Origin of the sequence: Nocardiopsis sp. FR4 (genome assembly GCF_009830945.1) — a bacterium.
Taxonomy (GTDB): Bacteria; Actinomycetota; Actinomycetes; order Streptosporangiales; family Streptosporangiaceae; genus Nocardiopsis.
The window spans coordinates 367,954-381,946 of the sequence record NZ_VWVV01000003.1 but is presented as its reverse complement, the minus strand read 5'-3'; the positions used below and the strand labels follow the sequence as shown (position 1 = coordinate 381,946).

General features: G+C 73.6%; 12 protein-coding genes. 4 read left to right on the top strand and 8 right to left on the bottom strand.

Annotation, left to right across the window (positions count from 1 at the left end; translation table 11 throughout):
* Positions 1–199, bottom strand: a 199-nt coding sequence (locus tag FYW95_RS06460; protein ID WP_236572104.1) for a GTP-binding protein, incomplete at its 3' end; no start/stop codon positions are given.
* Between the two features lie 99 nt (positions 200–298).
* Positions 299–1,000: a TetR/AcrR family transcriptional regulator gene (locus FYW95_RS06455; protein ID WP_159945618.1), complete on the bottom strand. Its 702-nt coding sequence runs from the start codon at positions 998–1,000 to the stop codon at positions 299–301.
* Positions 1,001–1,164: 164 nt separating this feature from the next.
* Here FYW95_RS06455 and FYW95_RS06450 point away from each other — a divergent pair, with 164 nt between their 5' ends.
* Positions 1,165–2,319, top strand: a complete 1,155-nt coding sequence (locus FYW95_RS06450) for an acyl-CoA dehydrogenase family protein (RefSeq protein WP_159945617.1) — start codon at positions 1,165–1,167, stop codon at positions 2,317–2,319.
* Between the two features lie 4 nt (positions 2,320–2,323).
* Here FYW95_RS06450 and FYW95_RS06445 read toward each other — a convergent pair whose 3' ends face one another.
* Positions 2,324–3,136, bottom strand: a complete 813-nt coding sequence (locus FYW95_RS06445; protein WP_159945616.1) for an NAD(P)H-binding protein — start codon at positions 3,134–3,136, stop codon at positions 2,324–2,326.
* A gap of 129 nt (positions 3,137–3,265) precedes the next feature.
* On the opposite strand from FYW95_RS06445, the gene FYW95_RS06440 reads away from it, so the two are divergent.
* The 3 genes from FYW95_RS06440 to FYW95_RS06430 are packed head-to-tail and all read left to right on the top strand — an operon-like array spanning position 3,266 to position 6,092.
* Entirely contained in the window at positions 3,266–4,423 is a 1,158-nt protein-coding gene (locus FYW95_RS06440) for a sensor histidine kinase (RefSeq protein WP_159945615.1), read from the top strand.
* Entirely contained in the window at positions 4,420–5,121 is a 702-nt protein-coding gene (locus FYW95_RS06435; RefSeq protein WP_201294728.1) for a response regulator, read from the top strand. Before FYW95_RS06440 ends, FYW95_RS06435 begins: the two co-directional genes overlap by 4 nt.
* A 35-nt stretch (positions 5,122–5,156) precedes the next feature.
* Positions 5,157–6,092, top strand: coding sequence for a glutaminase (locus FYW95_RS06430; RefSeq protein ID WP_236568131.1), 936 nt, complete (start codon positions 5,157–5,159; stop codon positions 6,090–6,092).
* 19 nt (positions 6,093–6,111) lie between these two features.
* Here the strand turns inward: FYW95_RS06430 and FYW95_RS06425 are convergent, their stop codons facing one another.
* The 5 genes from FYW95_RS06425 to FYW95_RS06405 form a co-directional block, all read right to left on the bottom strand.
* On the bottom strand, positions 6,112–7,830 hold the full coding sequence (locus tag FYW95_RS06425) for a serine/threonine-protein kinase (protein WP_159945614.1): 1,719 nt from the start codon (positions 7,828–7,830) through the stop codon (positions 6,112–6,114).
* A gap of 295 nt (positions 7,831–8,125) precedes the next feature.
* Positions 8,126–9,223: a cytochrome P450 family protein gene (locus FYW95_RS06420; RefSeq protein ID WP_160050138.1), complete on the bottom strand. Its 1,098-nt coding sequence runs from the start codon at positions 9,221–9,223 to the stop codon at positions 8,126–8,128.
* On the bottom strand, positions 9,220–10,500 hold the full coding sequence (locus tag FYW95_RS06415) for a cytochrome P450 family protein (RefSeq protein WP_160050155.1): 1,281 nt from the start codon (positions 10,498–10,500) through the stop codon (positions 9,220–9,222). The genes FYW95_RS06420 and FYW95_RS06415 overlap by 4 nt, the downstream gene beginning before the upstream one ends.
* A gap of 444 nt (positions 10,501–10,944) precedes the next feature.
* Complete coding sequence (locus FYW95_RS06410) at positions 10,945–13,224, bottom strand: heavy metal translocating P-type ATPase (RefSeq protein ID WP_159945612.1); 2,280 nt, start codon at positions 13,222–13,224, stop codon at positions 10,945–10,947.
* Positions 13,225–13,366: 142 nt separating this feature from the next.
* Positions 13,367–13,582: a heavy-metal-associated domain-containing protein gene (locus tag FYW95_RS06405; protein WP_159945611.1), complete on the bottom strand. Its 216-nt coding sequence runs from the start codon at positions 13,580–13,582 to the stop codon at positions 13,367–13,369.
* Between the last annotated feature and the right edge of the window lie 411 nt (positions 13,583–13,993).

Here is a 13,993-nt window from a genome sequence, read left to right as displayed (position 1 = left end):
CCGAGGTCACCCCGCGGCGGTCGCCCTTGCCGTGGACCGCGCCGGCGGAGGAGATCGCGGCGGCGTGCAGGGCCAGGGCCTCGGTCAGGGTGGACTTACCGGCGTCGGGGTGGGAGATGACCGCGAACGTACGCCGACGCGAGGCCTCCCGCGCGACCTCTGAACCCTGCTTGGTGGCGCTCGCCGTGTCCACGCTCATTTCCGCCGTCCGCTCCGCATCGTGTGCCCGCCCGGTTGCCGTCCGTCCAGCCTACGCGCGCCGCGGCGCCGCCCCGGCCACGGGAGCGGCCCCGGGGACCTATCCCTGGACGGCGGCGCCGATCCGGCGCAGGAGTTCCTCGCGGCCGGTGCCGCCGGGGTAGACCGCCACCAGCACCCGGTCCTCCGCCGAGCCGCGCCCGGCGTGCAGCACCGGCTCGGCGGCCCGGCGGACGAGGTCCGTGGCCTCCTCGAACCGCGCCAGCACGGCGGAGGCGTCCTGGACGGGGTCGCGCAGCCACTCCCGCAGCACGTGGTTGTGCGCCGAGATGAGCGAGGCGGCGGCCACCCCGGCGGCCAGGGCGTTGGCCTCCCCGCCCGTGCGCCGGGTCAGGTAGCGGCTGAACGCGGCCTGGTAGCGCGCGGTCATCGCCACCTCGCGGTCGCGCAGGCGCGGGTGCGCGCGCACCAGGCGGTAGCGCGGCAGGGTGACCTCCGGGTCTTCCAGGTAGCCCCGGAGCACGAGGCGGGCGGCGGCGAACGCCGAGGCCAGCGGCTCGTCCGGGGAGGCCTCCAGGTAGGCGGACACGGTGGAGAAGAGCTCGTCGTGCTCGGCGAAGAGGATGTCCTCCTTGGAGCCGAAGCGGCGGAACAGGCTGCGGCGGCTCACACCGCTGGCGGCCGCGATCTGGTCCACCGTGGTGGACTCGAACCCGTTCTCGGTGAACAGGCGCACCGCCGCCAGCACCACCTCACGGGTACCCACGCGCGGCTGGCCTCCGCGGCCTCCCGACCGTTCCATCGCCGTGCCCCCTCTCGTCCGGGACAGCTCGCCTCCGGGACATCACGAAGCTATCCGACCTCGTCTGTGTACATCGCCCTTCTCACCCCTTAGTCTGGCACCGAATGCCACGTAGGGGCACTGAGTGCCAGCCGATGAGGGGCGCATCCCCGGGAGGGACGCAGATGAGCGACTTCGACCTGTTCAGAACCACCGAGGAGCACGAGGAGCTGCGCGCCGCCGTACGCTCCGTCGCCGAGGACAAGATCGCCCCGCACGCCGCGGAGGTCGACGAGAGGAGCGCCTTCCCGCAGGACGCGCTCGACGCCCTGGTCGCCACGGACTTCCACGCCCCGCACATCGCCGAGGAGTACGACGGCGTGGGCGCCGACGCCCTGGCCACCTGCATCGTCATCGAGGAGGTGGCCCGCGTCTGCGCCTCCTCCTCCCTCATCCCGGCGGTCAACAAGCTCGGCACGATGCCGCTGATCCTGGGCGCCTCCGAGGAGGTCAAGCGCCGCTACCTGCCCGAGGTCGCCAGCGGCGAGGCGATGTTCTCCTACGGCCTGTCCGAGCGCGAGGCCGGTTCGGACACCGCCAGCATGCGCACGCAGGCCGTGGCCGACGGGGACGGCTGGGTGCTCAACGGGCAGAAGTCCTGGATCACCAACGCCGGGGTCAGCAAGTACTACACGGTGCTGGCCGTGACCGACCCCGAGGGCGCCCGGGGCCGCAACATCTCGGCCTTCGTGCTGCACGCCGACGACGAGGGCTTCACCCTGGGCGAGCCCGAGCGCAAGCTCGGCATCAAGGGGTCGCCCACCCGTGAGCTGTTCTTCGACAACGTGCGCGTCCCCGGCGACCGCATCGTCGGCGCCCCGGGCGAGGGCCTCAAGATCGCCCTGCGCACCCTGGACCACACCCGCGTCACCATCGGCGCGCAGGCCGTCGGCATCGCCCAGGGCGCCCTGGACCAGGCCGTGGCCTACGTCAAGGAGCGCAAGCAGTTCGGCAAGCACATCGCGGACTTCCAGGGCGTGCAGTTCATGCTCGCCGACATGGCGATGAAGCTGGAGACCGCCCGCCAGATGGTCTACGTGGCCGCCGCCAAGTCCGAGCGCGGCGACGACGACCTGGCCTTCTTCGGCGCCGCCGCCAAGTGCTACGCCTCCGACGCCGCCATGGAGATCACCACCGACGCCGTGCAGCTGCTGGGCGGCGCGGGCTACGTGAAGGACTTCCCGCTGGAGCGCATGATGCGCGACGCCAAGATCACGCAGATCTACGAGGGCACCAACCAGATCCAGCGCCTGGTCATGGCCCGCCAGCTCCTGAAGTAGGCCGTCAGAGGAAGGTCTCGCGGACGAAGCGGGCCAGCGGGATGGGGTCGCGGCCCAGGGCCTCGCGCACGCCCTCGGTGACCTCCGCGGCCTGTCCGCGGACCGCGGCGGCGAAGCGCTCGTTGAGGGTGTCGATGTAGCGGTCGCTCCACCCGCGGTCGCTGGCGCGGAAGTAGAAGCCCGCCTCGTCCACGCCCTTGAACCGCCACACCGGGCTCTCGGTGCCCCGGGTCTGCTTGACCACCTCGCGGAAGGTCAGCGCCTGGGGCCCGGTGAGCGTGTACTCCCGGCCGCCGTGGTCGCCCAGCAGCGCGGCCACGGCGGCGTCGGCGACGTCCCGGGCGTCCACGAAGCTCACCGCCGTCCGCTTCCTGACCGGGAGTTCGAGGCGGCCGTTGCGCGAGCGCGCCATACCGGCGAACGTGCCCTCGGTGAAGTCCTGGAACAGCCAGTTGGGGCGCAGCACGGTCCAGCGGTCGAAGAGGTCCCTGGCGCGCAGCTCCGCGGCGCGCTGGTCGGAGTCCGAGGGCGCGTGCTCGGTGCCCATGGCCGACATGACCACGGCGTTGCCGACCCCCGACCGGGCCGCCCGCTCCAGGAAACCGGCGACGCGGTGGCCCAGGGACATGCCCACGGGCGTCACCACGAACACGCTCTTGACCCCCTCCAGGACCTCGTCCCAGTTGGAGGTGTCGGTCCAGTCCAGACGCGTCGCCGCACTGCGGGACGCACCCGTCACGGGCAGGCCGCGGCTCCTCAGCTGGGTGACGACGCGTCGGCCCACCATTCCGGTGGCTCCTGTGACCAGAGTGCTCATCAGCTCCACGGTACCGACGCCCGGTGCCCGGACGGACACGAACCGCCCGGCGGTTCGAGGGAGGAGGCGTCCGGGACCCGGACCGAAGCGGGGCGGGGCCCGGGGAAGACACAGCCTAGACTGCGGTCGATGAACGCTATGGCCGACGCGCGGCGGCGCGGTGCGCGCGACTGGGTCGTGGACTCCGCGATCTTCCTGCTCGCCCTCCTGTTCGCCGCGCTGAGCGCCGCCGAGTTCGGGGAGTCCGCCGCCGCGGCGCGGGACCTGCCCGGGTGGCTGAAGGCCGGCGACGCGGCCCTGACCCTCCTGGCCTGCCTGGCCCTGTGGTGGCGCCGCCGCTGGCCGGTGCGGATCGCCGTGGCCCTCGTGCTGTTCTCCGCCGTCTCCGCCCTGGTCCAGGGCGCCATGCTCATCGCCCTGTTCTCCCTGGCCGTGCACCGGCCGCCCCGGGTCAGCCTGGCCGTGTACGGGCTGAGCGTGGCCTCCTCGCTCGTGCAGGCGCTGCTGTGGCCCGACCCGCACGCTCCCTTCCTCGTGCTCTTCCTCCTCGGGGCGGCCCTCCAGGGCGCCGTGACCGGATGGGGGCTCACCGTCCAGCACCGGCGCGAGCTGGTGGAGTCGCTGCGCGACCGCGCCCTGCACGCCGAGACGGAGGCGCGGCTGCGCGCCGAGCAGGCCCAGCACCAGGTCCGCGAGGCCATGGCCCGCGAGATCCACGACGTGCTCGGGCACCGGCTGTCCCTGCTCAGCGTGCACGCGGGCGCCCTGGAGTACCGCCCCGACGCCTCCCCCGAGGAGGTGGCCCGCTCGGCGAAGGTGATCCGGGAGAGCGCCCACCAGGCCCTGCAGGACCTGCGGGAGGTGATCGGGGTCCTGCGCGCCCCCGTCGGGGAGCTGCCCCAGCCGACCATGGCCGACCTGGGGCAGCTGGTGGAGGAGGCCGACCAGGCCGGGACCCGGGTGGAGTTCGTCCGGGAGTACACGGGAAAGGTCCCCGAGCGGATCGGCCGCACCGCCTACCGGACCGTCCAGGAGGGGCTGACCAACGTGCGCAAGCACGCCCCGGGCGCGCACACGCGCGTGCTGGTGCGGGGCGCGCCCGGCCAGGGACTGGTGGTGGAGGTGTGCAACGGCCCCTCCTCCGAACCCGCCCCCGACGGCGACGGGGGCGGCCGGGGCCTGGCCGGTCTGGCCGAGCGGGTGTCGCTGGCCTCGGGGCGCCTGGAGCACGGCCCGGACGGCGATGGTGGTTGGCGGTTGTCGGCCTGGCTACCGTGGCCCCCATGAACGAGACGGAGCGCGGGCAGACCGGGGTCGTGATCGTCGACGACGACGCACTCGTGCGGGTGGGCCTGGTGATGATGATGGGCGGAGCGCCCGACATCCGGGTGCTGGCCGAGGCCGAGGACGGCGGCGCCGCGGTGGACCTGGTCCGCGAGCACTCCCCCGACGTGGTCCTGATGGACATCCGGATGCCGACGGTGGACGGGCTGACCGCCACCGAGCGGCTGCGAGCGCTGGAGGACCCGCCCGAGGTCCTGGTGCTCACCACCTTCGACGCCGACGAGCACGTGCTGCGCGCGCTGCGGGCGGGCGCGGCCGGGTTCCTGCTCAAGGACACGCCCCCGAGGGAGATCGTGGAGTCGGTGCGCCAGGTGGCCCGGGGCATGTCGGTGCTGTCCCCGGCGGTGACGCGGCGCCTGGTCGAGCGGGTGGACGCGGGCCACCACGGCGCGCGCGCCGACCGGGCCCGCCGGCGGCTGGCCGCGCTCAACACCCGCGAGCTGGAGGTGGCCGTGGCCGTCGGCGAGGGCCGCTCCAACGCCGACATCGCCTCCGCCCTGTTCGTGAGCGTGCCCACGGTCAAGACGCACGTGTCCAACATCCTCACCAAGCTCGGCCTCAACAACCGGGTCCAGGTGGCCCTGATGGTGCACGACGCCCGGCTTCTTGACGGGGACGGTTCGGGCGGCCGTTCTGGGTAGTCGGGCACTGACGGACACCGAACAGGGAGGAACCCGTGACCCAGCCGTGCAGCAGCGACGACTACCCCGGCGTGCTCGAAGCCGTCATGGACCGGGTGCGCTCGCACATCGGTGAGGGAAAGGTCGCCGACTACATCCCGGAACTGGCCGGGGTGGACCCGAGCGAGTTCGGGCTCGCCGTCGCCACGGTGGACGGCGACCTGTACGGCACCGGCGACCAGGCGGCCGCCCGCTTCTCCATGCAGAGCATCAGCAAGGTGTTCACCCTCGCCCTGGTGATGAGCACGTCCGGCGCCAAGGTGTGGGAGCGGGTCCACCGGGAACCGTCGGGCACGAGCTTCAACTCCCTGTACCAGCTGGAGTTCGAGGAAGGGGTGCCGCGCAACCCGATGGTCAACCCGGGCGCGCTCATCGTCACCGACCAGCTGCTGACCGACACCGGGGACGCCTTCGGAGCCCTGAAGGAGCTGCTGTGCGCGGAGACGGGCGACCCCGACCTGCACGACGACAACGCGGTGGCCCGGTCCGAGGACGAGCACGGCGACCGCAACCGCGCCCTGGCCTACCTCATGGCGAGCTTCGGCAAGATGAACAACCCGGTGCCGGAGGTGCTCGACCACTACTTCCGGCAGTGCTCGATCACCATCAGCTGCGAGGAACTGGCCCGGGCCGGCCTGCTGCTGGCCCGGCACGGCATCCGCGCGGACGGCTCCCAGCTGCTCAGCCGGCCCGACGCGCGCCGCATCATGGCGGTGATGCTCACCTGCGGCACCTACGACGCCGCGGGCGAGTTCGCCTACCGGGTCGGACTGCCCTGCAAGAGCGGCGTGGGCGGCGGCATCCTGGCGATCGTGCCGGGTCAGTGCGCGGTCGCGGCGTGGGGCCCGGGCCTGGACGCCAAGGGCAACTCGGTGACGGCGGCGCTGGCCCTGGAGGCCTTCACCGACATCACCAACTGCTCGGTGTTCTGAGGCGTCGGCCCGGGGCCCGTCAGGCCGCCGGGGTGAAGGACTCGGCGATGCGGTCCAGCAGCGCGTGGTTGGCCTCGGGGTCCTCGTTGCTGGCCACCAGGAACAGGGCGTAGCCCTTGGCCTCGGTGTGGAAGCCCCGGTTGATGCCGTGCATGCGGCCGTTCTGGAAGGTGAACTCCCAGTCGGCGGCGCTGACGTAGTCCTCCGCCCAGCCGTCCTCCACGTCCTCGATGCCGATCAGCTCGTAGCCGCTGAAGCCCTGCCTGCCCTGGGGCTCGTACGCGCGCCAGTCGTCGCCCGCGTCGGGGTTGGGGGCGTCCGTCTGGTCGATCTGCAGGTACCCGCCGTCGGGGTTGTGGAAGAAGACCATGTGGCCCCGCCGCTCGATCTCCCAGTCCTCGGGGACGTCCACGGAGAAGCCGCTGGAGTCCTCGTAGCGGGTCAGGAAGTCCCACTCGCCGTCGTCCGCCTCCTCCTCCCGGTCCTCCCCGTCATCCCCTTCCTCGGCCGTCGGGCTCTGCTCGGCCGTCCCGGTCTCCTCGTCGGCGGCGGGCTCCTCCGCGGAAGGGTCCTCCCCGCCCCCGGCCGCGGCCTGCGGGCCGGAGCCGTCGGTGAGCCCGGTCTCGGGTCCCCCGGGACGGTTCATGCTCAGCAGGACGCTGGTGGCGGCGCCCGCCACCAACAGGACGAGCACGACCGCGGCGACGAGCAGGCCCCGGGTGCGCGAGGCGGCGCGCCGCTCGCGGCGGGGGGCGTCGGCGGAGGGCGCGGAGCCGGTGCGCTCGGAGCCGGGGGCGGACGGCGCGGCGTGGCCCCGGGCCTCCTCCGGGGTTTCCCCGGCCTCCCCGGCGGGCGCGGCGGCGGTCAGGGTGGCGGCGGCCCTCCCGGCCGGCTCCTCCTCGTCCTCCCGGGACTCCCGGATCCCCCGAAGCAGGGCGCGCACCTCGGGGGCCGAGGGGCGGTCCTCCGGGCGCTTCTCGCACAGGGCCTCCAGGACCGGGCGCAGCGGGCCGGCGTTGGCCGCCTCGGGCAGGTCCTGGGTGACGATGGCGGTCAGCGTCGCCATCGGGGTCGGCCGCTCGAACGGCAGGCTGCCCTCCACCGCCTGGTAAAGGGTGATGCCCAGGGCCCACATGTCCGAGGCCGGGGTGGCGGAGTGCCCGTGCGCGACCTCCGGGGCCAGGTAGCTCGGCGAGCCGATGAGCAGGCCGGTGCTGGTCAGGTGGGTGGCCCCGTCCAGGTGCGCGATGCCGAAGTCGGTGAGCACCGCCCGGTCGTTCCCGGCGATGAGCACGTTGCCCGGCTTGATGTCGCGGTGCACGATGCCCCGGGCGTGCGCCTCGGTGAGCCCCGCGGCCATCTGCTCGCCGATGTCGGCGGCCCGCCGGACCGGCAGCGCCCCCTCCTCGCGGATGAGGTCGCCCAGGGAGGGGCCGCTGACCAGCTCCATGACGATCCACGGGCGGCCGTCCTCCTCGGCCACGTCGAACACCGTGATGATGGAGGGGTGGCTCAGCTGCGCTGCGCTGCGCGCCTCCCGCAGCATGCGGGTGCGCAGCACCTCGACCTCGTGCGCGGGCAGGTGCGGCGGCGTGGTCAGCTCCTTGACCGCGACCGGCCGGTCCAGGAGGGTGTCGGTGCCCTTCCAGACCCGCCCCATGCCACCGGATCCGATGACCTCGTCCAGGTGGTAGCGGTTGACCAGGAGACGACCGGGGCCGGCTTCCGAACTGTTCATCAGGTCGCGTTTCCTCTGGGGGCCTCTGGGGGAGGACGGGGCACGGGGGCGGGACGGGCACGGCGGGGCGGACACGGCGCGACGCCCCCAGCCGTTAGCGAGTCTAGAGTCCGCGGTCACCGCTGCCGCTCCCCGCCACGGTGGTATGTGTCTACCTCCGGCGTCGTGGTTCACGGTACGCCGCCCTGAAATGGGATGATCCCGCCGGTCATGTCGGAGGACGTTGATCCGGCGGGACCGCGAGCACCGGGTGTGTCAGCCCGCGACCGGTCCGGGGACCGGTTCGCGTACCCGCTCAGCGCAGGCGCACGGGCAGGGCCTCCACCCCGGCGACGATGATCGACGGCAGCGGCACCAGTTCGTCGTCGGGCACGGCGACGTCGAGCCCGGGGAAGCGCGCGAACAGGCGGGGCAGCGCTTCGAGGGCCTCCAGGCGGGCCAGGCTCGCGCCCAGGCAGTAGTGCCGCCCGTGGGAGAAGGCCAGGTGCGAGGTGTCCTCGCGGGTGACGTCGAACAGGTGCGCGGTCGGTCCGTGGCGCCGCTCGTCGCGTCCGGCCGAGGCGTAGCCCATCAGCAGGGCCTCCCCCGCCGGGACGGCCACCCCCGCCAACTCGATGTCCTCGGTGGTGTAGCGCATCGGTACGAACTCGCCCGGCCCGTCCCAGCGCAGCACCTCCTCCACCGCCGTGGACCACGCGACCTCGCCGCGCAGCACCAGGTCGAGCTGGTCCCGCTGGTTGACCAGCGCCCGGACCGCGTTGGCGATGAGGTTCACGGTGGTCTCGTAGCCCGCGCTGATGATGAGTACCAGGCTCCAGACCAGCTCGTCCTCGCTGAGCCGGTCCTCCTCGTCGCGGGCGGCGATGAGGGCGGAGGTGAGGTCGTCGCCGGGTTCGGCGCGCTTGGCCGCGACGAGCGCGGTGAGCGTCTCCCACATCCCCGCGAAGGCCGCCATGGCCTGGTCGGGGGTGACGCTCTGGTCGAAGAAGGAGCGCACCGGCTCCGCCAGCCGGGGCCGGGACTCCTCGTCCAGGCCGAACAGGTCGCTGATCACCGTCACCGGGAGCGGCTGGGCCAGGAGCGCCTTGAGGTCGACCACACCGTCCCCGGAGGCCGCGGCCTCGGCCTCCACCCGGTCCAGCAGGCTCTCGACGAGGTCGGCCACTCCCCCGCGCATGCGCTCGACGCGGCGCGGGGTGAAGGCCTTGGAGACCAGCTTGCGCAGGCGGGTGTGCTCCTCGCCGTCGCTGGTGAGCATGTTCTCGGCGATGATCCAGGAGATCAGCGGCCAGTCCGGCGGGACCTCACCGGCGTTGAGGGCCCGCCAGTGCCTCTTGTCCTTCTGCACGCGCGGGTCGGCCAGGGCCTCGGTGACCGCCGCGTGGGTGGTCACGACCCACGCAGCAACCTCACCAGGAAGTTCGACAGGGATGACAGGCCCGAGCTCACGGAGGTGGGCTGCCTGGGCGCGGAGGTTTCCGGGGGCGAGTCGGACGGGCTCCAAGAGGTTCCTTCCGGGGGTTCGGACGGCGGGGGCACCTGGGGGTCGAACACGACGGGGAGCTGCACGGGGATCCAGGACAGCGCCGACAGCTGCCAGCGCAGCTCCTGGGGCGGGACCGCCAGGCGCAGCCCCGGGAGCCGGGTGAGGAGCACGCGCACCGCGATGATGGCGATGGTGGTGGCCTCGTCCCGGGCGGGGCACCGGTGCGGGCCCGCGCCCCAGGCCACGTGCGCCCGGTTCCGGGTCTCCGCCATGCGCTCGGCGTTCTCCTGCACGAAGAAGTGGTTGGCGGCGGCGAAGCCGAGGAGGACGGGCGATCCCGCCTCGACCACCCGGCCGTCGCCGAGGGGCACGTCCACACGCGGGTAGATGGCCGGGTAGTTGGTGATCGGCGGGTCCTGCCACAGGACCCGTTCCACCAGGTCGTTCAGGGCCGCGTCGGACAGGGAGGGCGCGCCGGGGCCGGTCAGGGCGCTGTCGGTGAGGGCGGAGCGCAGGGCCGCGTTGACCAGGTTGGCGGTCGGCTCGTTGGCGGCGGCGATGACGAGCAGGAGCTGCATGATCACCTCCTCGTCGCTCAGGGCGGCACGGTGCTGGAGCAGCCGGGTGGTGAGGTCGTCGCCGGGAGCGCGGTGCCTGGCCGAGACCACCTCGGACAGCACCCGCTCGGCCTCGGCGTTGGACCGCTCGGCCTCCACGCCCAGCCACAGGTTGCGCATGGCGGTGACGAAGCGCACCCCCTGCTCCCGGTCCAGGCCGAAGAGGTCGTTCATCACCAGCAGCGGCAGCATGCGCGCGTACTCGTTGAGGGCGTCGGCGCTGCCGCGCTCGCAGAACTCGTCGATGAGGCGGTCGGCGTAGCGGGTGGTGATCCGGCGCAGGTGCTCGGTGTCCACGGCGCCGAGGGAGTCGGTGATGGCCCGCCGGTAGCGGTGGTGCTCCACGCCGTCCACGAACAGGGCGTTGGTGCGGGGCGCCATCATCGGCAGCAGCGGGGAGTCCGGGTCGACCCGTCCCTCGGTGAAGTCCCGCCACAGCCGGGAGTCGTGGCTGAAGGTGGTGGTGTCCCGGGACCAGGCGATGAGCGTGGCGTAGTCCGTGACCAGCCAGCCGTGCACGCCCGGCTCGAGTTCGACCGGGACCACCGGCCCGTGCTCGGCGCGCATCTTGGCGTAGACGGCGTAGGGGTCGGGGTGCGGCTCGGTGCGGTGCAGTGCGGCGCGGGGGCATCCAGAAGACACGGGGGACCTCGGCTGGTGCGGTCGGGTACGGGCTGGGGTCCGTTCTTCACGTCGGGGGGTCGTGGGCGGGCGCCGGGGGCAGCGGGGCCGGGGGTTCCCGGACGGGGCGGCCGTACGGTACGGAGACTGGGCCCGGACCGTGCAGCCTCGCGCAACCCTAGCGGGACTCCCCCGCGGGGCGCGAGACCCGGTTGTGCCGCGTTCGCCGAGTCAGCCGCCGTCATCTGCGGTTTCGCCGCCGGATTTTCCTGCTCCGCTGCGTCCCCGAGCGTGCACGCAGGGGCACCGGTTCGGGGCCCGCCCGGCGCCGCGCGCGCTCCCCCACCGCGTCCGCCCCGGGACCGCGACCGGGGCGGGCGGGCCGGGGGCTCAGGCCGCCGGGCCCCGGGCGTCCGCCGCCAGCGCGCGGAAGCGGCGCAGCCGCAGGCTGTTGGTCACCACGAAGACGCTGGAGAAGGCCATGGCCGCTCCGGCGAGCATGGGGTTGAGCAGCCCGGCCGCGGCCAGCGGGATCGCCGCGCTGTTGTAGGCGAAGGCCCAGAACAGGTTGCCCTTGATGGTGCCCAGGGTGCGGCGCGAGAGGCGGATGGCGTCGGCGGCGGCGCGCAGGTCGCCGCGGACCAGGGTCAGGTCGCTGGCCTGGATGGCCACGTCGGTGCCGGTGCCCATGGACAGTCCCAGGTCGGCCTGGGCCAGCGCGGCTGCGTCGTTGACCCCGTCGCCGACCATGGCCACGGTGCGGCCCTCGTCCTGGAGCCGCCGGACCGCCTCGACCTTGTCCCGTGGCAGCACCTCCGCGATCACCTCGTCGATGCCGACCTCGGCGGCCACCGCGCGGGCCACGGTCTCGTGGTCGCCGGTGAGCAGGACGGGGCGCAGCCCCAGTCCGCGCAGCTGTCGGACGGCCTCGGCGCTGGTGGGCTTGACGGTGTCGGCCACCACCAGCACGCCCCGGGCCCGGGCGTCCCAGGCCACCGCGACCGCGGTGCCGCCCTCGGCACGGGCCTCCTTGAGCGCCAGCAGCACCGGCTCGGGCAGGTCGGTGCCATGCTCCTCCAGGAGCGCGGCCCGGCCGACCAGGACGGCGTGGCCCTCCACGGTCCCCCGGACGCCGAGGCCCTCGGCGTTGGCGAAGTCCTCGACCCCGGGCAGCGGGCCCACGCGCTCGGCGGCGCCCCGGGCGACGGCCTGGGCCACGGGGTGCTCGGAGGCGTTCTCCAGCGCCCCGGCCAGGCGCAGGAGCCTCTCCTCGTCCTCTCCGGGAGCGGGGAGCACGCCGGTCAGCGTCATCCGGCCGGTGGTGACGGTGCCGGTCTTGTCCAGCACGACGGTGTCGATCCCGCGGGTGGTCTCCAACACCTCCGGGCCCTTGATGAGGATGCCGAGCTGGGCGCCGCGCCCGGTCCCCACCATGAGGGCCATGGGGGTGGCCAGGCCCAGGGCGCAGGGGCAGGCGATGATGAGCACCGCGACGGCCGCGGTGAAGGCGGCCGAGGCCGGCGCGCCGGTGCCGAGCCAGAAGCCGAGTGTGCCCAGCGCGACGAGGATGGCCACCGGGACGAAGACCCCCGAGACCCGGTCGGCGAGGCGCTGCACCTGGGCCTTGCCGTTCTGGGCCTCCTCCACGAGGCGGGCCATCTGGGCGAGCTGGGTGTCGGAGCCGACGCGGGTGGCGCGCACCACCAGGCGCCCGCCCGCGTTGACGGTGGCCCCCACCACGGCGTCTCCGGGGCCGACCTCCACGGGGACGGACTCACCCGTGAGCATGGCCATGTCGACGGCGGAGGTGCCTTCCTCCACCGTGCCGTCCGTGGCGATCTTCTCGCCGGGCCGGACCACGAACGCGTCGCCCGGCACCAGCTCGCCGACCGGGATCCGCCGCTCGGCGCCGTCGCGCAGCACGATGACGTCCTTGGCGCCGAGTTCGAGCAGGGCGCGCAGGGCGTCCCCGGCGCGCCGCTTGGAGCGCGCCTCGAAGTACTTGCCGAGGAGGATGAAGGTGGTGACCCCGGCCGCGACCTCCAGGTAGATGTTGCCCGAGCCGTCGGTGCGGGAGATGGTCAGCTCGAAGGGGTGCGTCATGCCCGGGGTTCCGGCGGTGCCCAGGAAGAGCGCGTACAGCGACCACAGGAAGGCGGCCGAGACCCCCATGGAGACCAGGGTGTCCATGGTGGCCGTGCCGAGGCGCAGGTTCTTCCAGGCCGAGACGTGGAAGGGCAGGGCGCCCCAGACGACGACGGGCGCGGCCAGGGCCAGGGAGGCCCACTGCCAGTAGGCGAACTGCAGCGCCGGGATCATCGCCATCGCGACCACCGGCACCGAGAGGACCAGGGACACCAGGGCGCGGCGGCGCAGGGACGCCACGGGGTCCTCCGGGCCGAGGACGGTCTCGGCGGTCTCGGCCTCGGGCCGGGGCACGCTGGCGGTGTAACCCGCCTTCTCGACCTGGGCGACGAGGTCGTCGGCGGCCACCGGCTCGCCGTCGAAGACGACCCGGGCCCTCTCGGTGGCGAAGTTGACGGTGGCGGTCACGCCGTCGATCTTGTTGAGCCGCTTCTCGACCCGGTTGGCGCAGGCGGCACAGGTCATCCCGCCGATCAGCAGTTCGACCGACGGGGCGTCGGCCGCCGTGGCCTTCGTGGTGCTCATGGATCCCCCGGACGTGCTCGGATGTCCTCGACAGTGTGTGGTGGCGGGCACCGGGTGGCGACAGCGCCGCGCGGCGGCGGCCGGCCGCCCCGGGACGGCGCCGCGGGGCCCGGCGGGGCCGGTCCCCGCGGCCGCGCCCGGGTCAGTCGCGGACCTCGTACCCGGCCTCGTCGATGGCGGAGCGGACCGACGCTTCGTCGAGCGGCCCCTCGCTGGTGACGGTCACCTTCTTGCTGTCGAGGTCGACCTTGACGTCGGTGACCCCCGGAACCCCGCTGACCTCCTCGGTGACGGAGTTGACGCAGTGTCCGCAGCTCATGCCGTCAACGGTGTAAACAGCGGTGGTGGTGGCAGCCATTTCGCCTCCTGGGCCGTATGTGGTGTACCGGTCCCCGTGGACCGTCCTCCGATACCGCCAATATACCCCTTAGGGGTATCTGGATGTCAAATGACCACCCGCATCACCGGACACAGGGAACCCAACAGCCACGAGAGCACGTTCCTCCAGGCCACACCACCGCCCCGGATCCCCCGGGGAGGCGCGCCGGACGGCGGCCCCGCCCTTCGGCCACCATACCCGGCGGGGGTACCCGGGCGACCGGGTCCCGGAGACGGCGAAGGCCCCGCTCGGTGCCCAAGGGGCTGGCGGGGCCTGGAACGGACGGGAGGGGGACCGGGACGCGACCGGCTGTGGGGACCGGCGGCGGGGAGGGGGTCGGGATGCGACCGGTTGCGGGGATCGGGGGATCGGGGAATCGGGGGCGGAGGC